Here is a 24614-nt window from a genome sequence, read left to right on the forward strand (position 1 = left end):
TTACCTCCTGTTGTCTTCGTCTTCTAATATACTCAAGTAGCTAAAATATCTGCTTTCACTTATTTCACCGCTTTCTATTGCAGCTTTAACAGCACAGCCCGGTTCGTTGATATGAGTGCAATTATTAAATTTACAGTCCTGCCTGACTTCTCTCATTTCGGGGAAATAATCACTTAATTCCACTTCATCCATATCAACCAGTCCTAATTCCTTGATTCCCGGTGTATCAATAATACTGGTTTTACCGTCTACAAAAAACATTTCTGCAAAAGTGGTTGTATGAACGCCTTTATCAGCAAAATCTGATATTTCAGCAGTTTTCTGATCAGCTTCAGGGATTAACCTGTTTAAAAGTGTGGATTTCCCTACTCCACTATGTCCTGCCATAAGGGTAGTTTTGTCTTCCAGAATAGCATAAAGTGGAGAAATATCTTCATCATCATGAGCAGACATTAAAATACAAGGGTAACCTAATTCCGAATAAAGATGAGACATAGCCTCAAATAACTCCAGATTATCCTCATCTAATAAGTCACTTTTATTGAATAAAAGAATGGCTGGTATCCTGAAACTTTCGCAGGCTACCAGAAATCTATCGATAAAACCAACGGAAGTTCTGGGGCTGGAAAGAGTGACCATCAAAATAGCCTGGTCTAAGTTGGTAGCGATTATGTGGTGCTTGTATTTATGCTTTGGAGATTGCCTGATAATATAATTTTTACGCTCTTTTAGCTCCTTAATTACTGCTGAACCCTCTTCGGTATCTTCCGGATCGATAATAACATAATCACCAACAGCCAGCGGGTTAGTGCTTTTGGATCCTTTTAACCTGTATTTCCCTCTCAATCTTGAATTGATTATTCCCTGATCAGTCAATACTTTATACCATGATCCTGTTGATTTAACGATTCTTCCTTCAATCATGACCCGAATATAATACCTTTTCCACGTATTTAAGAATCTGATCGGTAGCTCCTTTATTCTTTCTCACAAAATCATAAGAAATTTTTGAAATCCGTTCTCTCTCCCCATCCTGGAGGAATAATTTTTTAAGTAAAGATTCTGCTTCATCAGAATCAGCGATAGGGAAAGCCCCACCTTCTTCTATCAACAAAATGGCCTCATTAAATTTTTTGTAATTTTTATTTCCAAATAATACCGGCATTCCAAAGGTAGCTGCTTCAAGAATATTATGAAGTCCATCTTTAAAAGCCCCTCCGATAAAGGAAATCTCACCATATTGGTAGACAGAAGCCAGCATACCGAAATTGTCAATTATTAGAAAATCAGAATCAGAACTATCTAAAATTTTTTCTGATACTTTACTATATCTCATCGTCTTCTGAGGTAGAGAGCTTTCTAGTTTATTGATGCTTTTTTCAGATATCTCATGAGGAGCAATGATCACTTTTACATCATTTGGTAATGAGTTGAAAAACTTTTGCAAAGCATTAATATCTTCCGGCCAGCTACTACCAACTATTAATAATTTATTGTTTCCTTTAAACTTTTCTACTAATGGTATTTTTTTTACAGAATTACATGTATCAATCACTCGGTCAAACCGTGTGTCACCGGCTATTTTAACATTGTCGGATAATCCGATACCATGAAGTAATTCTTTTGACTTTTTGTTCTGGACGTACAGAAAATCGAATTTCTTTAACATGTTTCTGAAAAAGTCGCCACTTGGCTTAAAAAACTCCTGAGAGGATCTAAATATCGCTGAAAATAAGATAGTCGGGATATTTCTACTATCAAGTTCTTCAAGGAAATAATGCCAGAATTCGTATTTAGTAAATAGGACCAGGTCAGGTTTTATTAAATCGATGAAATCTGAAGCATTGGATTTGGTATCAAATGGGAGATAGGTTACCAAATCGGCTTTTTCATAATTCTTTCTCACTTCGTAACCACTAGGAGAGAAGAAGCTAACGATAATACAAATATTATTATCTGAGAGTTTTTCAATTAATGGCCTTGCTTGTTCAAATTCACCAAGAGAAGCACAATGGAACCAGACTTTTGACTGGCTCACACTATTAAGTGTAGTTGTTAATTTTTGTCGCCAGTTTTTTCTGCCCTCGATCATATTGCTTGCTTTTTTATTGAAGGGAGCAGCTAATTTGATGAGGAAACGATATAAATTAATACCTATGGTATAGGTTGTTTTATTCATGGGGCAAAGATAAGGTAAATTAGGATCATGGTCATTTTTAGGAGATTTGAATATGGGTATAATTGATTTAGATAGAATCTATATTATTTAAAATGTTATATCCACAATTAGACCAATTAATATTTTATTAGAATAAGTATTTCTAAACAATAATTCTAATTATGGGTTTTATAAATATGAAAGAATATACCATAATATATAAAGACGGTAATTCGGAAGTGGCGATGTTTCCTAACAAGCAATCTATTATCGATAAAAAATTTGGTGGAAATAGTGATGCTTTCGAAAAAGAGGTGAAAATGCTACAGTGGACCACATTGAGTATGAGGTATGTAGAGGATATTAAATCCGGTAAAATTAATGCAGTGATTAGTACAGCTGATGCTAATCCTTATGGGTGGAGAGGTAGAGTTTAAAAAAACGATAATTGTAGTTAAAATAAAAAAGGCAACCATGTTAAAACAGGTTGCCTTTTAAGATTATTTTAAAGCTGAATTATTTAGCATGCTTGCTAAGATAATCAGATACACCTTCTCTTGTTGCTGACATAGCGTCTTCACCTTCTTGCCAGTTAGCAGGGCACACTTCACCGTGCTCCTGAACGTGATGCCATGCATCTACAACTCTGATCATCTCATCGATATTTCTTCCTAAAGGAAGGTCGTTTCTGGTCTCGTGTCTTACGATTCCTTCTTTATCAATGAAAAATGAGCATCTGTAAGCAACTGGAGTACCTTCAAATTCTAATTCACCTTCTTCGTTATAATTCCAGTCTCCTGCAAGAGCTTCGTAGTTTGTAGCAATTGTTTTAGAAGTATCAGCTACAAGAGGGTAAGTAACACCTTCGATTCCTCCTTTATTAGTAGGAGTTGTTAACCATGCCAGGTGAGTTTCCTCTGTATCTGTAGAACAACCTACAACCACAACGCCTCTTTTTTCAAATTCTTCCAGTTTCTTTTGGAAAGCAAGGATCTCAGTTGGGCAAACAAAAGTGAAATCCTTTGGATAGAAATAGAATAAAACTTCTTTCTTTCCGATGTATTGCTCAAGAGAAAATTCCTGAACGATTGAAGTTCCATCTAATACTGCTGGTGCTTTGAAAACAGGTGCTTTTTTTCCTAATAATGACATACTAGTTATTAAATTTTAAATTAAATATATGCTTAAATTAAACTTTTCTTTTTCCTCGTAATTGTAACTCAATATCCGTAACGTCGAATCCCTGTATAGGTTTTTCTCTTAGGTATTTTTTTATTAACCCTGTAAGATCTTCATCAAAATAATCAAATACTTCATTCGATTCATTACAAACTAAATGATGATGCGGAGTATCCGTTACATCAAATCTTTTAGGTCCTTTTTCTACAGAAAGTCTTTTTGCTAACCCTTTCTCACAGAAAACATCCAGAATGTGATAAACTGATCCCTGAGACAAGCTTGGGATTTCTTCTTTTAGCTTATCATAAATTTCTTCAGCAGAATAATGTTTTGAATTTTCAGAAAGGCACTCCATCACAGCTATACGCTGCTTTGTTGCTCTTACTCCTGCTGATCGAAGTTTTAAGACTATATTTTTATCCGTTTTATTCAAGTATTTTCTAGTTCGGAATTTTTACGAAGTGCAAAGATAGGAAAGCAATTATTTTTCATCAACCCTTTTCTAACAGAATCAATAATTATTAGTTAATAAACTATAGGGTGCAGCTTGTTATATTGATTATATTTAGTTTTATTTTATTCAAGAGCAAAAAAACATGGCCACAACGAAGTTAGACGGAGAAAAAATACAGTTAGCAGGTAAAATGCCTGCAGTAGGAGGGGCTGCTCCAAAATTTACTGTTGTAAAAAAAGACCTTTCAGAAATGAAACTTGCGGATTTGAAAGGCGAAATTGTTGTTCTGATGTCAATCCCGAGTTTGGAAACCGGGGTTTGTGCAAAAGAAATAAGGACTTTCAATGAAAAGCTTTCAGGATTAAATGGAGTGAAGGGGTTGATGGTTTCTAAGGATCTTCCATTTGCTATGCACAGATTTTGTGAAGTGGAAGATATTGATAATATTATTTCAGGTTCTGATTTCCGGTATGATGAATTTGGCAGGCAGTATGGAGTCGAAATATTAGACGGCGCCTTTAAAGGATTACTGGCAAGGGCTGTTTTTATTGTTGATCAGGAATTACAATTAAGATATCTTCAGATCGTTGATGATATAGGGAACCAGCCGGATTATGAAATCGCAATGGACGTTGTGAAAAAATTACTTGACGAAACTGAGTCATGAGGTTTATTTTAATATTTTCTTTTTGTTTGCTATTTAGCTTACCTGTTTTTACCCAGGAAAATCAAATACGTGATTTAACAAGGTCAGGACCAGAAGACCTCAATAAATATATAGAAAATTATACAAGATCATTTATAGTCAATACTCCACAGCTTTTTTCTTATGGATGGTTTAATACTCCACATCTATATGAAAAATTTAATTTCGACCTTTCTATAAATTATAGTTCACTAAATATATCTCAGGGAGATAAATCTTTTTTATTTAAGAATAGTGAATACAATAATTTAAGATATACCTCTGCAGATGAGCTAGAACTTGCAAGCTTCTTAGGAATTGTAAATCCAGCAGACCAATTAACTATAATTCAATCTGGTGAAGTTTTGAATGTACCTGGCGGAGTTAATCTTAATTCAATACCTGCTCCCATCATTCAAGCTGGTATTGGCTTTAATCATGCTTCGGTTAAACTCAGATTTTTACCTGGGTACGATCAGGATGGTGTAAGCTTTTTTGGATGGGGAGTTGGCGCTATGTACGACTTTAGTAAAATGTTGATGAAGGACAAGTATGATGATGAAACTGGTGATCGACCAATTGATTTAGCAGTACTTGTTGGATATACCCGATTCAGAGGAAAAGCCGACCTTTCAGAGAACAATGTGTCTTCAGAAGATGAGGCAAGGATGATAATTCAAAACCTGACAACTCAACTTATTTTGGGTAAACAGATGGATATTTTTAATGTTTACGCAGGTTTGTTAGGAAATTTTAATTCCGGAAATACTAAAATTACCGGGACATATAACTACGAAGATCCGGAAACTAATTCTGAAAAAGAGTATTCCGACCCGGTCGACCAATATTATTCAGATGAAAATTTGTCTGCTTTGTTGGGTATGGATATTCAATTGGCTGTTTTTTCTATACACGGACAATATCATTTTATTGGATATCGCGGCTTTACAGTAGGATTTGGTTTAAGCCTGAAATAGAATTGATATAAAAAACGAGACCTTCTACAAATTTTTGCAGAAGGTCTTCAACTTTAAACAGGCCAACAAATTATAATCATTCATAGGTATATACTACAAGGCATATCCAAGGTAACCTTTGAATTAAAAAAAATAATCTGCTAGAAATCTTTTTTAGAAACTGCGATAGTTTTTGGAAATTGAACAGGCACCGCACCTTTTTTTATATTGATGGTGTCAGGTTTATTTTTCACTTCAGTTAATTCCATTTGTTTATTAGGTTGAACTTTCATTAATAGAAGTACGAACAATGAAATAACTTTAAGAAAAAAAATACGATGGTTGATCAGTGCCTTCATTGATTGATAGAAGTTTGGTGCTAAAATAAATTTTGTTCTTGAAGTTTCAATGAATTATAGAAGTTTTTCGATATTCATTAAGAAATTAAGAATGAAAAGAATCAATTGATGAAATTAATAGTCGTATAACTTAATTTAAGAATTTTAAATTTCGATAGATAGAATGATGAAAAAACGAATATTATTTGTTTGTTTGGGGAATATATGCAGATCACCGATGGCAGAAGGGATTTTCAGGCATTTAATAATTAATAAAGGTTTGGATGATGAGTTTGAGTGGGATTCAGCAGGAGTAGCGGGATATCATATTGGTGAAAAGCCCGATAAGCGAGCGATTAGTTCGGCGGCAAAACACGATGTTGAACTGGTATCTAAAGGCAGGCAATTCAGACATGCGGATTTTGACGAGTTCGATGTGATACTTGCAATGGATAAAAGCAATTATCATCATATTCTTGCATTAGCCGGGGATAATGAGAAGTATAGAAAAAAGTTCATATGATGAGAGAGTTTGATGATAACAGAGATGAGATGGATGTTCCCGATCCTTATTATGGAGGACAGGAAGGATTTGAAAATGTTTATCAAATGCTTTTTAGATCATGTAATAATTTAATTTCAGAATTAAATGCTGAATCCTGAATTATTAAAAGAAATAATTTCTAAATCCGGATTTGCAATAGAAAAAGAGCCTAAAGTAAGCTCTATTGGAGGAGGTAGTATCAACCAGGCTTATAAAGTCTCTACAGATAATTTTGAAATTTTTATAAAACTAAATACTGGGGTGAATCCATCCTTTTTCGAAGTAGAAAGAAAAGGTCTTGAGATTCTTTCTGAGAATTCAGAATTTGAAGTTCCAAAGGTATATTCTGTTGATCAAACAGGTAATTATAGTTTTCTTTCAATGGAATATTTTGGTGCCGGTAAAAGAAAACCAGATTATTGGTATACTGCGGGTAGCAGATTAGCCAAAATGCATAAGATTAGCGAAGAAAAATATGGGCTTTCTTTTAATAATTATATGGGAGCTTTACCTCAAGACAATACTTATCATGATAGCTGGGCAGACTTTTTTATAGAACGGAGGTTAAAACCCCAGGTTGAGCTGGCAATAAACAAAGGTTTAATGGATCATTCTCATAAATCATTATTTGAGCAACTATATGTCAAATTAGATTCATTAGTTCCAAAAGAAAAGCCATCCCTGATTCATGGGGATTTATGGAGTGGGAATATTATGACAGCAAATAATGGTGAAGCAACGATAATTGATCCGGCTGTTCATTTTGGACATCGTGAAAGTGATCTGGCCATGACCCAAATGTTCGGAGGTTTTTCCACAGAGTTTTATGATGGTTATGAGTCTGTATACCCATTGGAACCAGACTTCTCTTCGCGGATTGGTTTGCTGAATCTTTATCCACTTCTAATTCATGTAAATCTGTTTGGCCTTGGTTACTTGAGAGAAACAATAAATAATGTAAAAAGGTATATATGATTAAAAGGTAATGTCTTCTCCTACAACTATTCTGTAATTATTCCTGGACCTTTGTTCGAGTAAAATCTTTTCTTCCTTAAATCGTTCGATACTTTCTTCTGTGTAATTTTTAACAGTGATCAACTGCAGCTTTTTGTTAAACAATATCTTGAATTCAGAACTTAATTGTTCTATTAATCTGTTTACCTGGTACTCCTTATAGTCAATACAAATACTAAATGAAGTAGCTGAGTTTTGCATCAGGTTAAGTTTGATATTCAGGTTTGTGATAGTATGGAAAATAGTTGTTAAGTTGTTTTCATCAATAAATGAAAAATCTTTTACTTTAAATGAGACCAGCGCCTGATTGTTTTTTGTGATAAAGGCAGGAAATACTTTATGAGATTTTTCATTGCCGATCAGAGTTCCGGTTTCTCCGGGACGTTCAAAACTTCTTACGTTTAAAGGGATTTTTTTATTTGCAAGGGGTTTAATTGTCTTTGGATGAATAACAGAAGCGCCATAATAAGTCATTTCTGCTGCTTCACGATAAGAAAGGTAGTCATAAAGCTGAGCATCATGAAATATTTTTGGATCAGCATTAAGTATGCCTGGCACATCTTTCCAGATTGTTAGCGATTCTGCATTCAGGCAATTTGCAAAAATAGCCCCTGTAAAATCGGAGCCTTCTCTCCCTAGTGTGGTGGTATTGTTATAAGGGTCTGCACCAATGAAGCCTTGAGTTATTTTAATACCATTAAATTTGGTTATTTGTTTTTTTACTCGATCGTTGGTTTTCTTCCAGTTTACTTTTCCCTCTGTATATGTGCTGTCAGTAACAATTATTTCTCTGGCATCTAACCATGAGTTTTTTATACCGGTTAAATTCATATATTCAGAAACAATATTAGAGCTAAGTAATTCCCCATAGCTTACGATCTGATCATAACTGAATTGATATGATTCGACGGAACCATTATATTGATTAACTAATTCTTTAAGTTTTATTTCAAACGATTGAAAAAGGTTATTTACTAAGTTTGTAATATTTGAAGAATCATTATTCTCTAAATCAGAAGCCGTTTCAAGGTGGTAATTTTTGAGTTTATTCAGGTCTTGCATATAATCTTTGCCGTTTAAAGCATTTTGAAGGATTATTTCCAATGCATTGGTCGTTTTACCCATAGCAGAAACAACAACGATTAGAGGATGTTCGTTTTTATTACTGCAAACGATTGAAACCATGTTAATTATAGCATTTGCATTTTTTAAAGAAGCTCCGCCAAATTTGAAAACTCTCATTTTATTTAAGTTATATATGTTGTAATTTCGAGCTTAAATTAAACAACAACGATCTGGATTTCTCACAATAAGCCCCTAAAAAAATGAATGCAGAAACAGAAAAGCTGGCTTTGCCGGTAGGTACCACATTAGACAGATTCATAAAAAAGAAACAAGATGACTTTCCTTTTGCTAGCGGTGAACTATCTCAGCTTCTGAGAGATATCGCCTTAGCAGGTAAAATTATTAACAGAGAAATTAACAGGTCAGGTCTTTTGGGAATTGAGGGTGCTTTTGGTGCACAAAATGTACAGGGAGAGGAGCAGCAAAAGCTGGATGTTATTGCCGATATACGGTTTATGCGTGCTTTGAGAAATGGAGGAGAGGTTTGTGCAGTAGTCAGTGAGGAGCAAAATGAAATTATCGACCTTGATAACCCAAATGGTAGATATATCATAGCAATGGATCCTTTAGATGGATCGTCAAATATTGACGTTAACGTATCGATTGGTACAATATTTTCAATTTATCGAAGATTGTCACCAGTAGGAGGGCCGGTTCAAATGGAGGACGTTCTTCAGCCTGGTGTTGCGCAGGTTGCAGCAGGTTATCTTCTGTATGGATCATCAACGATGCTCGTTTATACAACAGGAAGAGGAGTTAACGGATTTACTTATGAAGCAGGGCTTGGTGAATTCTTTTTATCCCATCAAAATATCCAAACCCCTCTGGATGGAAAAATTTTCTCAATAAATGAAGGTGCCTATAATGTTTTTGAACCTGCGGTAAAAAAATATATCGAAGATTGTAAGGAACAAAGATTCTCTGGTAGATACATCGGTTCGCTGGTTGCAGATTTTCATAGAAATCTTTTTAAAGGAGGGATTTACATATATCCGAGAACTGATACTGCTCCGGAGGGGAAATTGAGACTTTTATATGAAGCAAATGCACTAGCTTATATTGTTGAGCAGGCTGGCGGGAAAGCTTCAAATGGAAAAACCCGTATTTTAGAAATTGAACCAAAGGAACTTCATCAGAGAACCCCGTTATTCATTGGAAGTAAAAAAATGGTAGAAAAAGCTGAGGGTTGCTTTTAATTGCAACCCTCAAATTTTATTTATTTTCGTTTCCTTCGTCTTCACCATCTTCAGACCCTTTTGATAATAAGTCTTTTTCATGCTTGTAAAGAATATTGTACCAGCTGACTAGCTTTTTGATGTCAGAAGCATAAACTCTTTCTTCATCATAATCCGGCACAAGGTGTTTAAGGAATGCATGAAGCTCATCATCATCCGAAGTTGAATTAACACCGGGATCATCATCAAACTCATCCTTTATCTTTTTGAAAACATCAGCTACTGGAACAGATCCCTCAGCATCTACTGTATAAATTGATATATCAGATAGTACCGAAACCCGGGCATTCCCTCCAACTACCAGTTTCTTCTTTTGGTCGTCTATTGTTTCAAGAATTACTCCCGCTCTTGTTGGTTTTACAATATTGAATAACCCTCCTTTTCCGGCAACAGCCGCTATATTTGTATAGCCCATAATATATAATTGATTATTTTTTATCTCTGTCTGGCAAAATTAGCTCAAAAAAAATCACTCAACCAACAATTCGCTGCGGTTAATACAAGCCATTCAATTCTTCGATATAGTTAATTACTTCTTCTCTTCCTGAACCTGTTTCAGAAGATGTTACAAAAGTTGGAGGTAATTCTTCCCAGTGTTTTTTCAAGTATTTATTGTGCCTTGCAACCATGCTTTGTGCCTTGTTTTTCGAAAGTTTATCAGCCTTGGTGAAAATTCTTGCAAAAGGAACACCTTTGAGTATTAGATCATTCATGAATTCAAGATCTATATCCTGGACATCTAATCTAATATCAATAAGGACAAACAGACATAGCAAATTTTCTCTCTTGCTGATATAATCATTGATCATGATATTCCAGTCGATCTTTTTCGTTTTCGACACTTTAGCCCAGCCATATCCTGGCAGGTCGACCAGATACCAAGTATCGTTAATTAAGAAATGATTAATAAGTTGAGTTTTACCTGGTTTAGAAGATATTTTAGCAAGTTTTTTTGCCCTGTAAGCATATTTATCAATGAAGACTTTCCCACATTAGATCTTCCTATAAATGCATATTCAGGTTTGTCAGCTTTTGGAAGACCAGTAATCTTGGTTTCGCTTTTAATAAATTTTGCTGACTTTATTAAATTATCCATATATCAGAGCAATAAATAAGTTCTAAGATTATTAAATATTCTCGCAAAAATGCTTTTTTATGGATGTTTATAATTAATAATGAGCTATTATTTTTGTAACTTTCGGCCAAATTTAGCAAATAATTGCAGGAATTAGAGATTAATCAGCTTAAAGGGTTGATTTTTTAGTAGTTGAGTTTGAATATTCTAATATACTTTAGTAATATTAATTTAATTTTTTTCTATTTTATGAACGTAATGCAGCGTATTATTTTTTATGCTGGCTTGCTGTTATTATTAGTAACAAAGCCTTTCATACTTCAAGCCCAAGAGGACAACGAGGAAGTTGCGGAACAACTTGTTGAATTGGGTAAAGAGACTATGCGGGCTACGCAGGCTCTTGAGATTGCTAAAGAACAGTTTGTACAAGCTGCAGATCTTGATCCGGATAATATAGAAGCAAACTGGCTTGCCGGAGAATATATCCAACGAACATCCAATAAAGACAGAAGCGTAAAATACTTCAAAAGAGTTCTTGAATTAGATGCAGATTACAGGTTCGATGTCCTTTACTGGATTGGCAGGGGCTATCAATATGGTTATGATTTCTCCAACGCCCTGGAATTTTATCAGAGATATTACGATAAGCTATACTCGGATGTTAATTATCGTGGTATGGATAAAGTATCTGTAAAGGAAACAGAGAAGAAAATTGAGGAGGCGAAAAATGGAATAGAGTTTATGGCTAATCCCATGAATTTTTCCATTGTTAATGTTGGATCATCGATCAATTCTCCAATGCCTGATTATGGACCGGTATTGAATGAAGATGAAACAATTATGATCTTCACTACGAGAAGAAAAGACGGGAACCTTAACCAGGACGTGTTCGAAGATAACTTTCCATATGAAGATATTTTTATATCATATAAGAAAGATGGTCAATGGACAGAAGCCAGAAATATTGGTGATGCGATTAATACACCATTTCACGATAGTAACCTCGCTCTTTCTGCTGATGGCGACGACCTTTATATTTATATGGATGAAAATGAGGGAGATATATACGTTAGTAGTCGGATTGATGACAGTACCTGGTCAGAACCAGAGCCTCTTTCAGATGCAATAAATAGTTTAAATTATAACGAGAAATCAATTTCCATTTCGCCAGATAAAAGCATCATGTTCTTTTCGTCTAACAGACCGGGTGGTTTTGGAGGTGATGATATCTATTATGCTACAAAAAATGAGCGTGGGGAATGGTCTCGAAGCAGGAATCTTGGACCTGTAATCAATACAGAATATAATGAAGACGGACCGTTTATAGATTACGACGGCAAAACTTTATACTTTTCAAGTAACGGCAGAGGAGGAATGGGAGGTTATGATCTCTTCAAGGTAGAGTATGATAGTATAGAAGATGCCTGGAGTGAACCCGTAAATCTTGGGTATCCTATAAATACCCCGGACGATGATATCTATTTCGTAAGTACCAAAGATGGTGAACGTGGATATTATGCTTCAATTAGAGAAGACGGCATGGGCTTTACAGATATTTATATGGTTACTATTCCTGAAAATCTGGATGAACAACTAGTGGCAATGAATTCTGACAATAATGTAGCAGAAGAAAAAAATGGTGAGATAGATACCCCACCGGTTGTTGAAGAACCAACTGAGGTTATCGAACCTGATCCGGAACCAGAACCTGAGGTTATATCACCTGTTCAACTGGTAGTAGCAACATTTGCAGAAGGAGCACCGGTTAATGCCAGGGTTAGATTAACAAAAAAAGATGATAATACAGTAGTTGCTGTTGGTACAAAGCAACCAGGTGTTTATGTAAGCTCTTTAACCCCTGAACAACCAACAGATTACATTTTGTCTGCTGAATATCCGGGATACGTATTTAAAAATGTAAGCGTTACAATTCCTGCGGCAACAAGTGAAACACAGACTATTACAAAAACAATAGATTTTCAGAGAGCGTCAACCGGGGCCAGAGGAGTTTTAAGAAATATATATTTCAAGTTTGACCAGGCTAAACTGACAGATAATTCATTTAACGAACTGAATAAGCTTGAACGTATGATGGCTGAAAATCCGGGTATCCGTGTTGAAATTGGAGGGCATACTGATAATATTGGATCTGCTAGCTATAATAAGGACCTTTCAAAAAGGCGAGCGATGGCTGTAGTGAATTATCTCATTGATAAAGGGATAGATCCAAGCAGGCTCACAGCTGTAGGGTATGGTGAAGAAAGACCACTTGCTTCAAATGATGATGAACGCGATGGAAGAGAGTTAAACAGAAGAGTAGAGTTTACAATTATTAAGTAAAAGAATTTATTTTTATAGATATAAAAGGGGCTTTTTGCCCCTTTCTTTTTTAACAAATAGTAATGTTACAGGTTATACTCATTAACTTTGCAACTTAATTATTTACAGATGACAGTAGTACCATATAAAAATAAGGAAGAAGGTAAGAAGAAGCAGGTTGCTGATATGTTTAATAGTATCAGCAAGAAATATGATTTTTTAAATCATTTTTTAAGCTTGGGTATTGATATACTTTGGAGAAAAAAGGCGGTTAAGCAATTAAAACAATATCAACCTGAAGTAATACTGGATATAGCTACAGGAACCGGTGATTTTGCAATTGAGGCAGCTAAAGGATTACCTGCAAAAGAAATTATCGGAGTCGATATTTCTGAGGGTATGCTGGAGGTAGGCAAAGATAAGATGAAGGAAAAAGGCCTTGATAATCTTATCACGATGGAACTTGGCGATAGTGAGAACTTACGATTTGAGGACAATAAATTTGATGCTGTTATCGTTGCATTTGGAGTAAGGAATTTCGAAAATCTTGAAGCAGGTCTGAGTGAGATGTATCGAGTTTTAAAACCCGGGGGCGATTATCTATTATTGAGTTTTCTCAACCGGAGAAATTTCCTTTTAAACAGTCTTACAATTTTTATTTTAAATATATTTTACCTTCAATTGGAAAATTAGTCTCAAAAGACAATGCTGCATACACATATTTACCAGAATCTGTTGAAGTTTTTCCATATGGTAAAAAATTTGTTAATATATTAGAGCAGTTAAACTATAAAAAAGCTAAATGTCAACCGCTTACTTTCGGAATAAGTTCAATATATACGGCAACAAAATAGTAATTATTTTTTTCCTGGTAATCATATCAGGATCCACATTTATAAAAGGACAAAACCGGTCTGATATAAATTTACCCAATTATGATGACCGGTGGTTACATTATGGGTTTCAATTAGGTGTGCACTCTTCAATGTACAAATTGAAATACAGTAATGCCTTCACATCACCAGATCTTGCCTCTTTACAGGCAATTTATACTAAACCCAGCATAGGTTTCTCTGTCGGATTTATAGCTAATTTTCGAATTAGTGAATTCTGGAATTTCAGGGTTCAACCAAAGATCGGGTTTTATGATTTTCGTCTGGAGTATATATATAATGATCCTCAGCAACCGGTGGTAGACGAATTAGTTGAGTCCACTTTTATAGAGGTTCCATTATTACTGAAGGTTAAATCTTCCAGAATGAAAAACTCCAGGGTATATCTAGTAGCGGGCATTACGCCAATGTTTGAGGCAAATGGAAAGAAGAAAAGGCAAAATGACGACAGATTGCACACCGAAAGCTTTAATCTAGCAGTCGAATTCGGGCTTGGTCTGGATAGATACAATGAATTTTATAAGTTTTCACCGGAATTGAGATACTCACTTGGAGTTCTTAATATGTTAGGGAATGTCGACAATGAGTTCAGTGAAGGGATAAAGTATATAAATACTCATACAATCACACTATATTTCTTATTTGAAGGTGGAAAATAAAACTGTATTAATAACCGGCGCTACATCTGGAATTGGCCTTGCTACAGCCAGGCTTTTAGGCTCTAATGGATTTAACATCATTGCATGTGGAAGAAGAAAGGAAAGGCTGGATGAGCTTAAAAATATACTTGAGAAGGATACAAGGATTCTTACTTTAGAATTTGATGTTCGAAATAAAAATGCAGTCAATAAAGTTTTTAATTCTTTACCTGAAGAATGGAAGAAGATCGACGTTCTTATAAATAATGCAGGAAATGCTCATGGTCTGGATACTATCGACCAGGCTAGCCTGGAAGACTGGGATTTGATGATCGATATAAATGTCAAAGGTCTGCTTTATGTTAGCCGGGCTGTAATTCCAGGAATGGTTTCAAGAAAATCAGGACATATAATTAATATCGGATCACTGGCTGGTAAAGAAACATATGCTAAAGGAAACGTGTATTGCGGAACAAAACATGCTGTTGACGCGATATCTTCCGGAATGAGAAAAGATCTTCTCGAGCATGGTATTAAGGTTAGCCAGGTATGTCCGGGGTTAGTTAATACTGAATTTAGTGAAGTTAGGTTTAAGGGTGATGAGAAAAAGGCAGAAAATGTTTATAAAGGAATGGAACCTTTATATGCAGAAGATATTGCTGAGATAATTGAATTTGTTATTACAAGACCAAAGCACGTTAATATAGCTGATTCGTTAATTCTTCCTTTAGACCAGGCCTCTTCAACTGAGGTCAAAAGAAGTTAGCTATAAATTAATTTTATTAACAAAAATAAGAAAGGGTATAACCAATGGTCATACCCTTTATATTTTTAAACTTTATTAGTTGGCTTATCTTTTGAATCCAAGTACTGCTCCTCCGCAATTATTATTGGAATTATTGAACGTAAATGTGATGTAATAGATTCCTGTAGCATTGCAGGGGTATGCAATAGTGCTATATAGCTTACCATTGGCGTTATTTGTACTTACAAGCTGCCTGTTTGAGTCGTATAAGGAAACTACAATGCCATCAGCATCATTAGTGCCTGTGCACATATTAATCATGTATTGTGTTCCTTTAGCAAAAACGTAAGAGTATTCTATCTTTTTCTTGCTACCTCCTTCACCATCGATTTTATAACTTTTTACAAAGTTAAAACCTTGTTTAAGCTTAGGTATGCAAGCTTCAGCATATGATCCTGCCTCGCATTGAGCAACAGCATCCGAAGGGTTTAGCACGAAGAGAAGGCCAAAAAATAAAGCTAGGTGGAGTATCCTTTTCATATATTTTAAAGGTTAATTAGCTAATAATATTTTTTCTGATTTCTGAAGTTATATCAATTATCTTTTTAAGCTGTTCGTCAGACATCAAGATTTCTGATGTTGTTTCCTGAACAATAGTCAATACACCGTCAACTTCTTTAAACGATGATTCACCATGAGTATATTTTATTTCAACTTCTGCATAAATATCTGCCAGTTTTTTCATCTCAGTTTCAAGTTTGGCAATATCCGGATCGTCATTATAAAATGACAACAGAAGCATTATATTTTCCAGAATGATTTTTTGCTCCCCGATTTTCTCTCTCAACGCTTCACTTTCAGGGTTTTCCTGATATACCTGTTCAGCAATATGGAGTGCCTCAAGCCATCCGCCAGTTAATAATAATATGCTAAGATTTGCTCTTTTTTGCTCTTGAAGATAGCTATTGATATCATTGAAGTTTTTCGTGGTAATCAATAGCAGCGAATCAAGATTACTTGAATTCGTGGCAAGTCTTTTAATAGTATTAAAATCAAAAAATTGTCCGATGTTAAGCTCATCCGCCAATTCTTTTATTGACGATAAATAAACAACACCATCCTGGTTTTGCTCATATATATTGGTGTATCCAAGATCCGTGCCATAAATTCCCAGGTTTAACGCTTTTTCGAAATTAGTATTATATTTCGATACATTGTCTGATGAGTTTAGATAGGACTTGTTGTATTTATGTCCTGACTCTTTTAAAAGAACCGAAATTTCCAGTGGAGAGGGGATCTGCTGTATAATGGCAGATAGCGTCTCCTGAGAAATTTCAGGTTTTAAAGAATCTCCTTCGTTAATATCTTCTAGAAGGTTTTCATCTTGTGCCGTTTCCTTACTGTCTCCGCAAGAAGCCAGAAAAAATACAGCCAGGAAGAGAACTAAAAATTTCTGTGTCAATGAGATTTGGTTTAGTTTCATTTTTCTAATATAAAAAATGGAGTTCAAATATAAAACTTTACTGATTTACCTGTGTTCAAAATACCGTATAATTATAAATATATGTAATATTTAGACACTATTTGTCTGAATCCCTACTAAAAGAAATAGTACCTAACTTATCAATCAGCTTTTTTAACAATTCAAAATATAAAATTATGTATAATACGAAAGTCATAAACCAGATGACCAAAGTATTAAATATAAAGGTAGAAAAATTAATTCCTAAAAAGTGTTTCTCCGGAGCGTAAAAATGTGCTCTGTAATCTAGTTTATGTTTCGGATATGTTTCTGTATTATAAATAGGGTTAATCTGTTGTAAAAGACCACCTTTATATTCCAAAATTCTATCTTCTGTCGAAATATTTCTTACCAGATCGCTCAGGCTTTCATTAAAATATTCATTTTTTAATTCAGCAAGGTATTCTTCGCCATATTTATCTTCAGCTTCATGAACTGTTTTAGCAAGCTTTTTATTCATGAAATTAAATATTTCATAATATCCTTCCTCTATCTGATCAAGATATTGATTAAGTTCTTCAGCTTTTTCTTCATCAAATTGTTTATAGGCATCAGCTTTTAATTCTGGCAATTCGGCATTTTCAAATTGTTTAATGTTTGCTTCATGAACTGAATAACCTGCCTTTAGCTTGTCCAGTTCTCTTAAGATTAGTGAATAATCCTCTTCCGCAATATCCAGTGTAGAATCCGTTTGGATATTTACATTTTTAACTACTGCATCAATTTTCTCCTTTAATTTAGGAATATGATAAGCAGTAGCATAATCAGCTTTCATTTGTAATTGCTCGAAAGGATATATTCCACTTTCGTATTTATTATCCTTAAACTGTTTCACTGCCATAGCTTCAAAAGCCCATCTTGATGCCATCATGTCAGCAACTATTGGTACTTCCCCTTTGCTACTGATAGTCGTATTTAGCTTATCAAAAGGAAATAACAGGCCACTGAGGATCATTTGTGGAATCAGCAGTATCGGAATTAAAATATATACAGTTACAGCTGAATTAAAGGCCGAACTGATATTGAGGCCCAGTATATTCGCAAAGCAGCTTAGACTGAATAAAATAAACCAGTAAGGAAGGGTCATTCCCTGTATTTCAAGAATAAAATTGCCGATCAGAACAAAAAGCAAAGTCTGAATTGCAGAAATTAAAAACAGGTTAGTGATCTTAGATAGCAAATAAGAATTCCAGCTTAGATTCAAGAACGCTTCCCGTTTTAGGATTTTTCTATCCTTAATAATTTCCTCTGCACTGACAGACAATCCCATAAACAGAGCCACAACGATTGCCATCATCATAAATGCAGGGATGTTTTCATTAAATCTAAAGAAATAACTGCCTGCATCAGGAGAATTTTTATACCTGATGATAAATGCCAGTATAATAGCAAGTAATGGAGCTTCAAGAAGATTAATTGTCAGGTATTGCTTATTACTAATCTTTGAAAGAAAATCTCTTTTCACAAATACCATCATCTGCTTGAGCTTAGATGGAATATTTAGTGATTTTGGAGGTTCTTCTTTAACCGGCTCAACCTTTTTAAGTGAGAATTTCTCTTTAAATAAGTTATACCAATCTTTCGGATTCATTTTCCGTTTATTGGTAAATTCCCCATATTCATCAACAACCTTGGCCTCGATGATATTAAATATCTGTTCCGGGTTAACGTTGCCACATGACGCACATTGTCCACGTTCGCTATCTACCTGGTTTGAAGCACTTTTGAAATAAGTTACTGCTCCAACAGGGTTGCCATAATAGGCAGGATATCCTCCAGTGTCGAGGATGTACATCTTATCAAACATTTTGTAGATGTCTGAAGATGGTTGATGGATTACTACAAATATTAATTTTCCTTTTAGAGAAAGTTCTTTAAGAAGGTCAATTACATTTTCAGAATCTCGAGATGAAAGTCCTGAAGTTGGTTCATCAACAAACATAACCGAAGGCTCCCTGATTAATTCCAAAGCTATATTCAGCCTTTTTCTCTGCCCACCGGAAATAGTTTTATCCAATACTGATCCTACTCGGAGATCTTTACGTTGCTCGAGCCCCAGGCTCTGAAGAACGTCCATCACTCGTTCATCTATTTCCTTATCTGACAGATCTGCGAAGCATAGTTTAGCATTGTAAAATAGGTTTTCGTAAACAGTCAGCTCTTCTATTAGCAAGTCATCCTGAGCGACATATCCTATTACGCCATGAATATTTTCTTTTTCTTCAAAAATATCAAAGCCATTAATAGTGATTTTTCCTGAGGATGGTTTGTTAATACCGGCCAGGACATTAAGTAAAGTGGTTTTACCTGCTCCACTTGCCCCCATGATACCGATGAGTTTTCCGGGACCTTCAGAAATATTGATATCTCTGAGTCCGACACCTCCGTTTGGAAACTTGTATTCAACATCGATCGCATTGAAACTAAGCTTAACATCTTCGGCATCAGATCTGAAATTTCTAATTAACTCTGAATAATATAAAGCTGCTCCGGCCGGGGTTTTGATCGTTGACCCGTGACCAAAAAGGTAAACACGGCCAGGTTTCATTATAAAACCATTAAGAACGATCTCGTCGTTCCCTATATATTTCACAAAATAGAGATCAACACTAGAAACCACCAGAAATATGATCTCTCCGTTTATGTCTGTTTGAACATGTTTAAACGGAACACCTTCTTGTGGCTTCTTATCACTCAGACAGAGTATGTTTTCAAAGTTGATCTTATCACAGCTTTCTTCAGACACAAAACTTCTGATAAGTTCGTATTCTTCGTTAGAAAATTTAAACACTTCAGAGACAGTGTTTATAATCTCCATTCGCTGTGGAGTGAACTTTTTATCTGAAGCTACAAGTTCAAATAGCTTAATTAATACAACAACCTTCTGTTTTTGAGTAAGTGTTTTATTGATCTTCTTACATATAGCAAGAGTTTTAACAGAATCTCGTACAGAGGTTAGTTTTCGTTCTTTTTTAGGTTTGTCATCGGAATCGGAAGATTTTCTCTTTCTTTCCTTTTTCTCTTCCTGAGAATACTTATCGTAAAGATCGAGATACTCCTTTACAGAGTCCTGATCAAGTTCCTGTTTGAAATAATCTATTACAAACTTCCGCTCATTATCAGTTACCCCTCCATCCTGTTTTGTAATAATGGCAAACAGTTGAGTTAAGGCTTTTAATATTTCTTCACTCATGTCCTGATCTAAAAAATCTTACCTAAAAGAAAAAAATGTATTTAGTAATTAATAGGTTTTGAATTCGAATGGCAATTCTACCAATTCAGAAAATTCTTCTCCTGCTTCTTCCATATCTTCATCATCTTCGTGGAAGTACCAGTGAATTGTCGTATTGTCAATATCTTCAAGAGCAGACAATACATCAAGGATCAGTTTCGATGACGCTGTATTAAAATATTCTAATTTAAATACAAAGTCAGTTTTATCATTTGGATCCTCGCTGTAAGATTCGAGCCATTCCAGAATTGGATTGAAAAATTCTGCTGAATCTTCAGGTAATGACCTACCTGATATCTCAAATATCCCATTTGATTTATCAAGGATGATTTTAGGAGTATCTTCTGTACCTTCGAGGTTTATAATTTCCATTTTCTTAATCGTTTTTTATTTTTTTAAACTCTTGAAATTAAAGTTTGAAGAGAGAAAAATGAATGACTATCGTCGATCTCTATAAAGTCAAAGTTAAGCGGTTTTCCTGATTTTCTTGCCATATCAACGAAACCTAATCCTGCACCACCTTTATCTGAAAGGCTTCCGCTCTTAATAGTTTCTTTATATAACTGTTTCAGGCCATCTTTATCTAAAGAATTAATCTTTTCCAGCTTTACTTTGATTTCACTTACATCAGCACTTTTACAAGCATTGCCTGATGTAATCAAATATTCGCTGTCGCTTTTCCCAAGCATAAAAATGGCGTTTTGCCTCCCTTTGCCATTGTTTTCAGTGTTTTCACTGTGCTTAACGATGTTTTGAAGTGCTTCCACCATCACATTAAAGACTTTTCTTTTAATGCTGGAATCCTCACCGATCGCATCCATGTTTCTTTCAGCCATGGATAAGACCGATTTCGTGATTTCCTGGGTGAACTCACCCTCATAAACTAGGATCAAATGATGATCCAGCATCGTTTTATGCAGGTCATATACATATTTCATTGGAACAGATTTATTAAAAATTGTGTTTAAAAAATTACTTTTATCGTTGTTATTTATTCATTCAGTTAAAAAAACGAATATAAAGATTCCAAGATAGTTATTTTATTTTGGAATTATTCTTCGTTATTATCAAAACTTGATTCCGATCATCAGAACATCATCAGTTTGTTTTTCGTCACTCTTCCAATCTTCCCAAGTATTCTTAAATATACCGTAAACATCTTTCATTGACTTAGTATGATGGTCCATAATTAGTTGTCGTGTACGTTTTGGACCAAATTTACGGTTTTGTGGGCCTCCAAACTGATCAGGGAATCCATCAGAACAGAAATATGCTGAATCTCCTTCCTTGAATTCAATCACTGTATTAGTGAATTCAGTCTGGTTTTTGAACAGTCCACCACCAATTGGGAATTTGTTTCCTTTTACTTCCATCATTTCGCCGTCTTTTACCATGTAAAGAGGCCTGTGAGCACCTGCATACTCAAGTGTTTGATCTTTTAAATTGATCTTACAAAGTGCAATGTCCATACCATCTTTGGTCTTTGAATCATCGCTGTCCTGACGTAGCGTAGATGTTACACCTTCATCCAGAAGGTCAAGAATTTTACCAGGTTCCGTTACCTTTCTTGATCTTACAATATCATTTAATAAGAAATACCCTATCAATGAAAGTAGTGCGCCCGGAACTCCATGACCTGTACAATCTACAGCAGCAATAAAAATATCGTCACCAGACTGCAAATACCATGGGAAGTCACCACTGACCACATCTTTTGGTCTGTAGAAAATGAATGATTCCGGAAGGGTTCTGTTGATCACTTTATTATTTGGAAGAATTGCCCCCTGAATACGCTTAGCATAATTTATCGAGTCATTGATCTTTTTGTTTTTATTCTGGATCTCTAACTCAATAGCCTTTCTAGCTGTGATATCGTGAGATACGACAAGAACTGATTCTATATTTTCAGCTTCGTTGTATTCAGGAATAGCATTCACCTGCATCACGAGTTTCCCATTATCTGTAGGAAAATCGATCTCATTGGTAATTTTTTCTTTATTTTCTTTAACCAGGTTAAGTACTTCTAACCAGTAATCAGTTATACCTGAATTCAGGTCCAGTTCTGCTACCTGTTTGTGTAGATAATTCTCAGGCTGCTGGCCGGTAAAAGTTTCAATTGTCGGGTTAATATAACTTACTTCCCCATCAGATTCTATCCTGGTAATAAGGTCAGGTGAGTTTTCAGAAAGCGACTGCATTTTACTTCGCATTCTTTGCTCTTGTTCTGCACGTCTTCTTTCGGTAATATCCCTTGAATTGACAATAATTCCCTGAATCGCCTTATCATGTAGAAGGTTGTTTCCGGTAGACTCGATCCAGATAAGATTACCTTCAGAAGTTTGGTATTCATACTGGATAGTAACTTGCTCATCAGGATTCTCAAGGAGCTTCTGGAACATATCGTTAAAGTGATTTTTGTATTCATCATCAACGAATTTTATATCCTTGATACCGATCATCTCTTCGGTTTTGTGTCCGAAGATTCGCTCAACCGATGGCGAAATGTATCTGATCGTCTGATCTTCTTCATAAATAGTAATAACCTCAGAGGCATTTTCAAGAAGTAACTGCATTCTTTTTTGAGTACGGTTTACTTCTTCTATTTGCTCTTCTAGCTGGTTATTAGTTCTCTTTAACTCTTCCTGAGTAGCCTCCATTTCTTCAGCATTCTGTCTTAAGACTTCCTGCTTTTCCTGAAGTTCGTTACTCATGGCCTGAGATTCTTCTAAAAGCTTTCTTGTACGGTCATTTACCTGGATATTAAAAATTGTCTGGGCAATGATAGTCGACAATTCTTCAACGAATTTCACGTGAGTAGGAGTGAATTTCTTAAACCCGGCGATCTCAACTACACCATAAACAATTTCATTAGCGATCAAAGGAACGATCAATAATGAAGTTGGCCTTTGTTCTCCGAGCAATCCGCTGGTAAGTGTTACATAATCATAGGGAATTTCAGTTCTGAAAACTGTATCTCTTTCTGCCCATGCCTGGCCTACCAGTCCTTCAGCAAATTTAAACTTTGCTTTTAATTGCTTTTGTTTATTGTAAGCGTAAACGGCTCTCGCCTCTGCAAAGTCTTCTTCTTCTTTTTGATTTTGAACAACATAAAAAGCACCTTGAATTGCTTCAGTCTTTTTAGTAATGTACTTTATCAATTCATATCCAAGAGTATCCAGGTCATTGTGTGCACGTAGGATTTCTCCGATCTCAGCCACACCAACGACGATCCAGTTTCTTTCCTGGTCACGCTTTTCAGCCTGCTGGATACTATCACGCATATTGATTAGTGATGTACCGATCGTATCTTCAGAAGAAAGAGGTTCGAATTCGGCATCGTAATCTCCTTCTCCAATATTCTTAGCAAAGTTTGCTGTTCTCTTAAGGCCTGATACAAGGTTGCGGGTTGCTGAAGCTATCTGACCGATTTCATCTTTTCCTTTTATTCGAATTCTTTCGGGAAGAACTCCTTTTGATAACTTTTTAACTATCTCTTGAAGTTCTTTTAAAGGTCTTGTCAGAGATCTCGTTACTAAAAGACTGATAACAATAGTGAAAATAAGAGCTGCTACACCACCTATGATCAGTTTTCTTAACAGGTCATAAGAAGTAGAATAAATTTCTTCCTGATCTATTTTTGAAATTATGCCCCAGTTTGTTCCTTCAACCGGTCTCCAGACTGATAATACTGGAGTTCCGGAATAATCAATGTCTTGCATGCTTCCAAGAGTATCCGTTTTGATGACTCTTCTAATGGCATTTTGTTGATTACCCTGTTCTTCTATATCAACACTTCTCTTTACCAGTTCACTACCAATTTCTCTTGATGGGCTAACATAGATTCCGCGATCCAGTATATTTGTTACCAGGAGGTTTTCACCCGTTTTTCCCATATAAGAAGTATCGGATAGAATTGAATTAATTTCTTCGATTCCATGTCCGGATACAATATACCCTACGTTTGTGCCATTAAATTTAACAGGTGCCGCAGTATAATATCTAAAGCCATCTTCAGTTTCCTGAAGATTTCCTACTGCAGGACCATCAGTTGCTTTCATTAAAATACTTTCGGCTTTATCCTCGATATTTATTCCTGATATTCCTTCGGTAGAAGTAAGGATAGTACCGGTGATATCAGTGAAATATAAGTCCTTTTCAGTTAACGAGTATATTTTTGAATTAAGGACAGGAGTTATCAGACTGTCAACACTATCAGCATTGATGTAACTATAATTGTTGTACAAAGCCATAGCCTCTCTTAAAGCAAGGTCTTCCGTGATGATCTCGACTTTGCTTTTATTTAAGTTAAGTCTGTTAATAACGTCTTTTTCAATCGACCTGTTTACAACAGAAAGCTGGGTTAAATATTCTGATTCTAGTTTATCTCTATTAAGGTTGTATGCCACAGTAATAGACATAGCAACACCTATCAGAACAATTAACGCTGTTAAAGTCGTTATTTTTCCCCCGATATTGATGTTTTTAAACATAGGTGAAAAAAT

The 24614-nt window shown here is 35.2% G+C and carries 25 protein-coding genes and 1 pseudogene; 11 read left to right on the forward strand and 15 right to left on the reverse strand.

Annotated features, from left to right (window positions below):
• Both rsgA and DCC35_RS06225 read right to left on the reverse strand, forming a co-directional pair.
• Entirely contained in the window at window positions 1-924 is a 924-nt protein-coding gene (gene rsgA / locus DCC35_RS06220; protein ID WP_175402741.1) for a ribosome small subunit-dependent GTPase A, read from the reverse strand.
• Window positions 917-2179: a 3-deoxy-D-manno-octulosonic acid transferase gene (locus DCC35_RS06225; RefSeq protein ID WP_137089966.1), complete on the reverse strand. Its 1263-nt coding sequence runs from the start codon at window positions 2177-2179 to the stop codon at window positions 917-919. The genes rsgA and DCC35_RS06225 overlap by 8 nt, the downstream gene beginning before the upstream one ends.
• A gap of 176 nt (window positions 2180-2355) precedes the next feature.
• On the opposite strand from DCC35_RS06225, the gene DCC35_RS06230 reads away from it, so the two are divergent.
• Window positions 2356-2595, forward strand: coding sequence for a hypothetical protein (locus DCC35_RS06230; protein WP_137089967.1), 240 nt, complete (start codon window positions 2356-2358; stop codon window positions 2593-2595).
• A gap of 79 nt (window positions 2596-2674) precedes the next feature.
• On the opposite strand, the gene DCC35_RS06235 is transcribed toward DCC35_RS06230, so the two are convergent.
• Together DCC35_RS06235 and DCC35_RS06240 are read right to left on the reverse strand one after the other, a co-directional pair.
• Window positions 2675-3310: a peroxiredoxin gene (locus DCC35_RS06235; protein ID WP_137089968.1), complete on the reverse strand. Its 636-nt coding sequence runs from the start codon at window positions 3308-3310 to the stop codon at window positions 2675-2677.
• A gap of 37 nt (window positions 3311-3347) precedes the next feature.
• On the reverse strand, window positions 3348-3770 hold the full coding sequence (locus DCC35_RS06240) for a Fur family transcriptional regulator (RefSeq protein WP_137089969.1): 423 nt from the start codon (window positions 3768-3770) through the stop codon (window positions 3348-3350).
• A 163-nt stretch (window positions 3771-3933) separates the two neighbouring features.
• On the opposite strand from DCC35_RS06240, the gene tpx reads away from it, so the two are divergent.
• The gene (gene tpx, locus DCC35_RS06245) at window positions 3934-4458 is read left to right on the forward strand and encodes a thiol peroxidase (RefSeq protein ID WP_137089970.1); all 525 of its coding nucleotides are present in this window, start codon (window positions 3934-3936) and stop codon (window positions 4456-4458) included.
• Window positions 4455-5453 (forward strand): DUF6588 family protein, encoded by a 999-nt coding sequence (locus DCC35_RS06250; RefSeq protein ID WP_137089971.1) that lies wholly within the window; start codon window positions 4455-4457, stop codon window positions 5451-5453. Before tpx ends, DCC35_RS06250 begins: the two co-directional genes overlap by 4 nt.
• A 140-nt stretch (window positions 5454-5593) precedes the next feature.
• Here the strand turns inward: DCC35_RS06250 and DCC35_RS06255 are convergent, their stop codons facing one another.
• Window positions 5594-5791: a hypothetical protein gene (locus DCC35_RS06255; protein ID WP_137089972.1), complete on the reverse strand. Its 198-nt coding sequence runs from the start codon at window positions 5789-5791 to the stop codon at window positions 5594-5596.
• 217 nt (window positions 5792-6008) lie between these two features.
• Between DCC35_RS06255 and DCC35_RS06260 the strand changes: the two genes are divergently transcribed.
• Genes DCC35_RS06260 through DCC35_RS06265 form a run of 3 tightly spaced genes read left to right on the forward strand, consistent with a single transcriptional unit; the run spans window position 6009 to window position 7289 of the window.
• Window positions 6009-6293 carry an arsenate reductase/protein-tyrosine-phosphatase family protein gene (locus DCC35_RS06260; RefSeq protein ID WP_262710375.1) on the forward strand — a complete coding sequence of 95 codons (285 nt, stop codon included), beginning with the start codon at window positions 6009-6011 and terminating at the stop codon, window positions 6291-6293.
• A complete protein-coding gene (locus tag DCC35_RS21475; RefSeq protein WP_262710376.1) occupies window positions 6293-6433 on the forward strand; it encodes an arsenate reductase/protein-tyrosine-phosphatase family protein in 141 nt (46 codons plus the stop codon). Before DCC35_RS06260 ends, DCC35_RS21475 begins: the two co-directional genes overlap by 1 nt.
• On the forward strand, window positions 6420-7289 hold the full coding sequence (locus tag DCC35_RS06265) for a fructosamine kinase family protein (RefSeq protein WP_137089973.1): 870 nt from the start codon (window positions 6420-6422) through the stop codon (window positions 7287-7289). Before DCC35_RS21475 ends, DCC35_RS06265 begins: the two co-directional genes overlap by 14 nt.
• Here DCC35_RS06265 and DCC35_RS06270 read toward each other — a convergent pair whose 3' ends face one another.
• Window positions 7290-8570 (reverse strand): aspartate kinase, encoded by a 1281-nt coding sequence (locus tag DCC35_RS06270; RefSeq protein WP_137089974.1) that lies wholly within the window; start codon window positions 8568-8570, stop codon window positions 7290-7292.
• A gap of 83 nt (window positions 8571-8653) precedes the next feature.
• Between DCC35_RS06270 and fbp the strand changes: the two genes are divergently transcribed.
• Complete coding sequence (gene fbp, locus DCC35_RS06275) at window positions 8654-9649, forward strand: class 1 fructose-bisphosphatase (protein ID WP_137089975.1); 996 nt, start codon at window positions 8654-8656, stop codon at window positions 9647-9649.
• A 16-nt stretch (window positions 9650-9665) separates the two neighbouring features.
• Here fbp and DCC35_RS06280 read toward each other — a convergent pair whose 3' ends face one another.
• The 3 genes from DCC35_RS06280 to DCC35_RS21770 all read right to left on the reverse strand — a co-directional run bounded on the left by DCC35_RS06280 (window position 9666) and on the right by DCC35_RS21770 (window position 10784).
• Window positions 9666-10103 (reverse strand): DUF5606 family protein, encoded by a 438-nt coding sequence (locus DCC35_RS06280; RefSeq protein WP_137089976.1) that lies wholly within the window; start codon window positions 10101-10103, stop codon window positions 9666-9668.
• Between the two features lie 79 nt (window positions 10104-10182).
• Complete coding sequence (gene yihA, locus DCC35_RS06285) at window positions 10183-10665, reverse strand: ribosome biogenesis GTP-binding protein YihA/YsxC (RefSeq protein ID WP_317129015.1); 483 nt, start codon at window positions 10663-10665, stop codon at window positions 10183-10185.
• Window positions 10581-10784: a GTPase gene (locus DCC35_RS21770; RefSeq protein ID WP_317128992.1), complete on the reverse strand. Its 204-nt coding sequence runs from the start codon at window positions 10782-10784 to the stop codon at window positions 10581-10583. Before DCC35_RS21770 ends, yihA begins: the two co-directional genes overlap by 85 nt.
• A 237-nt stretch (window positions 10785-11021) precedes the next feature.
• On the opposite strand from DCC35_RS21770, the gene DCC35_RS06290 reads away from it, so the two are divergent.
• The 4 genes and pseudogenes from DCC35_RS06290 (at window position 11022) to DCC35_RS06305 (ending at window position 15379) form a co-directional block, all read left to right on the forward strand.
• Window positions 11022-13103 carry an OmpA family protein gene (locus DCC35_RS06290; RefSeq protein ID WP_246070166.1) on the forward strand — a complete coding sequence of 694 codons (2082 nt, stop codon included), beginning with the start codon at window positions 11022-11024 and terminating at the stop codon, window positions 13101-13103.
• Window positions 13104-13211: 108 nt separating this feature from the next.
• Window positions 13212-13936 (forward strand): annotated as a pseudogene (gene ubiE, locus DCC35_RS06295) (bifunctional demethylmenaquinone methyltransferase/2-methoxy-6-polyprenyl-1,4-benzoquinol methylase UbiE).
• The gene (porT, locus tag DCC35_RS06300) at window positions 13885-14634 is read left to right on the forward strand and encodes a type IX secretion/gliding motility protein PorT/SprT (protein WP_137089978.1); all 750 of its coding nucleotides are present in this window, start codon (window positions 13885-13887) and stop codon (window positions 14632-14634) included. The pseudogene ubiE and the gene porT overlap by 52 nt, the downstream one beginning before the upstream one ends.
• On the forward strand, window positions 14624-15379 hold the full coding sequence (locus DCC35_RS06305; protein WP_137089979.1) for an SDR family NAD(P)-dependent oxidoreductase: 756 nt from the start codon (window positions 14624-14626) through the stop codon (window positions 15377-15379). Before porT ends, DCC35_RS06305 begins: the two co-directional genes overlap by 11 nt.
• An 84-nt stretch (window positions 15380-15463) precedes the next feature.
• On the opposite strand, the gene DCC35_RS06310 is transcribed toward DCC35_RS06305, so the two are convergent.
• The 6 genes from DCC35_RS06310 to DCC35_RS06335 all read right to left on the reverse strand — a co-directional run bounded on the left by DCC35_RS06310 (window position 15464) and on the right by DCC35_RS06335 (window position 24602).
• On the reverse strand, window positions 15464-15898 hold the full coding sequence (locus DCC35_RS06310; RefSeq protein ID WP_137089980.1) for a hypothetical protein: 435 nt from the start codon (window positions 15896-15898) through the stop codon (window positions 15464-15466).
• Window positions 15899-15914: 16 nt separating this feature from the next.
• Window positions 15915-16820: a hypothetical protein gene (locus DCC35_RS06315; protein WP_246070167.1), complete on the reverse strand. Its 906-nt coding sequence runs from the start codon at window positions 16818-16820 to the stop codon at window positions 15915-15917.
• A 118-nt stretch (window positions 16821-16938) separates the two neighbouring features.
• Window positions 16939-20073 carry an ATP-binding cassette domain-containing protein gene (locus DCC35_RS06320; protein ID WP_137089981.1) on the reverse strand — a complete coding sequence of 1045 codons (3135 nt, stop codon included), beginning with the start codon at window positions 20071-20073 and terminating at the stop codon, window positions 16939-16941.
• Window positions 20074-20121: 48 nt separating this feature from the next.
• A complete protein-coding gene (locus tag DCC35_RS06325) occupies window positions 20122-20484 on the reverse strand; it encodes a DUF1987 domain-containing protein (RefSeq protein WP_137089982.1) in 363 nt (120 codons plus the stop codon).
• Window positions 20485-20507: 23 nt separating this feature from the next.
• On the reverse strand, window positions 20508-21050 hold the full coding sequence (locus DCC35_RS06330; RefSeq protein WP_137089983.1) for a SiaB family protein kinase: 543 nt from the start codon (window positions 21048-21050) through the stop codon (window positions 20508-20510).
• A 129-nt stretch (window positions 21051-21179) separates the two neighbouring features.
• Entirely contained in the window at window positions 21180-24602 is a 3423-nt protein-coding gene (locus tag DCC35_RS06335; RefSeq protein WP_137089984.1) for a PAS domain S-box protein, read from the reverse strand.
• Window positions 24603-24614 lie beyond the last annotated feature (12 nt).

The sequence above is a fragment of the Mangrovivirga cuniculi genome (genome assembly GCF_005166025.1).
GTDB lineage: Bacteria > Bacteroidota > Bacteroidia > Cytophagales > Cyclobacteriaceae > Mangrovivirga > Mangrovivirga cuniculi.

Coding starts and splice junctions, on each gene's coding strand:
- fbp (WP_137089975.1), top strand. CDS start 8,654: ATGAATGCAGAAACAGAAAAGCTGGCTTTGCCGGTAGGTACCACATTA.
- DCC35_RS06235 (WP_137089968.1), bottom strand. CDS start 3,310: ATGTCATTATTAGGAAAAAAAGCACCTGTTTTCAAAGCACCAGCAGTA.
- DCC35_RS06250 (WP_137089971.1), top strand. CDS start 4,455: ATGAGGTTTATTTTAATATTTTCTTTTTGTTTGCTATTTAGCTTACCT.
- DCC35_RS06230 (WP_137089967.1), top strand. CDS start 2,356: ATGAAAGAATATACCATAATATATAAAGACGGTAATTCGGAAGTGGCG.
- DCC35_RS06335 (WP_137089984.1), bottom strand. CDS start 24,602: ATGTTTAAAAACATCAATATCGGGGGAAAAATAACGACTTTAACAGCG.
- DCC35_RS06255 (WP_137089972.1), bottom strand. CDS start 5,791: ATGAAGGCACTGATCAACCATCGTATTTTTTTTCTTAAAGTTATTTCA.
- DCC35_RS06280 (WP_137089976.1), bottom strand. CDS start 10,103: ATGGGCTATACAAATATAGCGGCTGTTGCCGGAAAAGGAGGGTTATTC.
- DCC35_RS21770 (WP_317128992.1), bottom strand. CDS start 10,784: ATGGATAATTTAATAAAGTCAGCAAAATTTATTAAAAGCGAAACCAAG.
- rsgA (WP_175402741.1), bottom strand. CDS start 924: ATGATTGAAGGAAGAATCGTTAAATCAACAGGATCATGGTATAAAGTA.
- DCC35_RS21475 (WP_262710376.1), top strand. CDS start 6,293: ATGAGAGAGTTTGATGATAACAGAGATGAGATGGATGTTCCCGATCCT.
- DCC35_RS06320 (WP_137089981.1), bottom strand. CDS start 20,073: ATGAGTGAAGAAATATTAAAAGCCTTAACTCAACTGTTTGCCATTATT.
- DCC35_RS06310 (WP_137089980.1), bottom strand. CDS start 15,898: ATGAAAAGGATACTCCACCTAGCTTTATTTTTTGGCCTTCTCTTCGTG.
- porT (WP_137089978.1), top strand. CDS start 13,885: ATGTCAACCGCTTACTTTCGGAATAAGTTCAATATATACGGCAACAAA.
- DCC35_RS06270 (WP_137089974.1), bottom strand. CDS start 8,570: ATGAGAGTTTTCAAATTTGGCGGAGCTTCTTTAAAAAATGCAAATGCT.
- DCC35_RS06265 (WP_137089973.1), top strand. CDS start 6,420: ATGCTGAATCCTGAATTATTAAAAGAAATAATTTCTAAATCCGGATTT.
- DCC35_RS06225 (WP_137089966.1), bottom strand. CDS start 2,179: ATGAATAAAACAACCTATACCATAGGTATTAATTTATATCGTTTCCTC.
- tpx (WP_137089970.1), top strand. CDS start 3,934: ATGGCCACAACGAAGTTAGACGGAGAAAAAATACAGTTAGCAGGTAAA.
- DCC35_RS06260 (WP_262710375.1), top strand. CDS start 6,009: ATGGCAGAAGGGATTTTCAGGCATTTAATAATTAATAAAGGTTTGGAT.
- DCC35_RS06290 (WP_246070166.1), top strand. CDS start 11,022: ATGCAGCGTATTATTTTTTATGCTGGCTTGCTGTTATTATTAGTAACA.
- DCC35_RS06325 (WP_137089982.1), bottom strand. CDS start 20,484: ATGGAAATTATAAACCTCGAAGGTACAGAAGATACTCCTAAAATCATC.
- DCC35_RS06330 (WP_137089983.1), bottom strand. CDS start 21,050: ATGAAATATGTATATGACCTGCATAAAACGATGCTGGATCATCATTTG.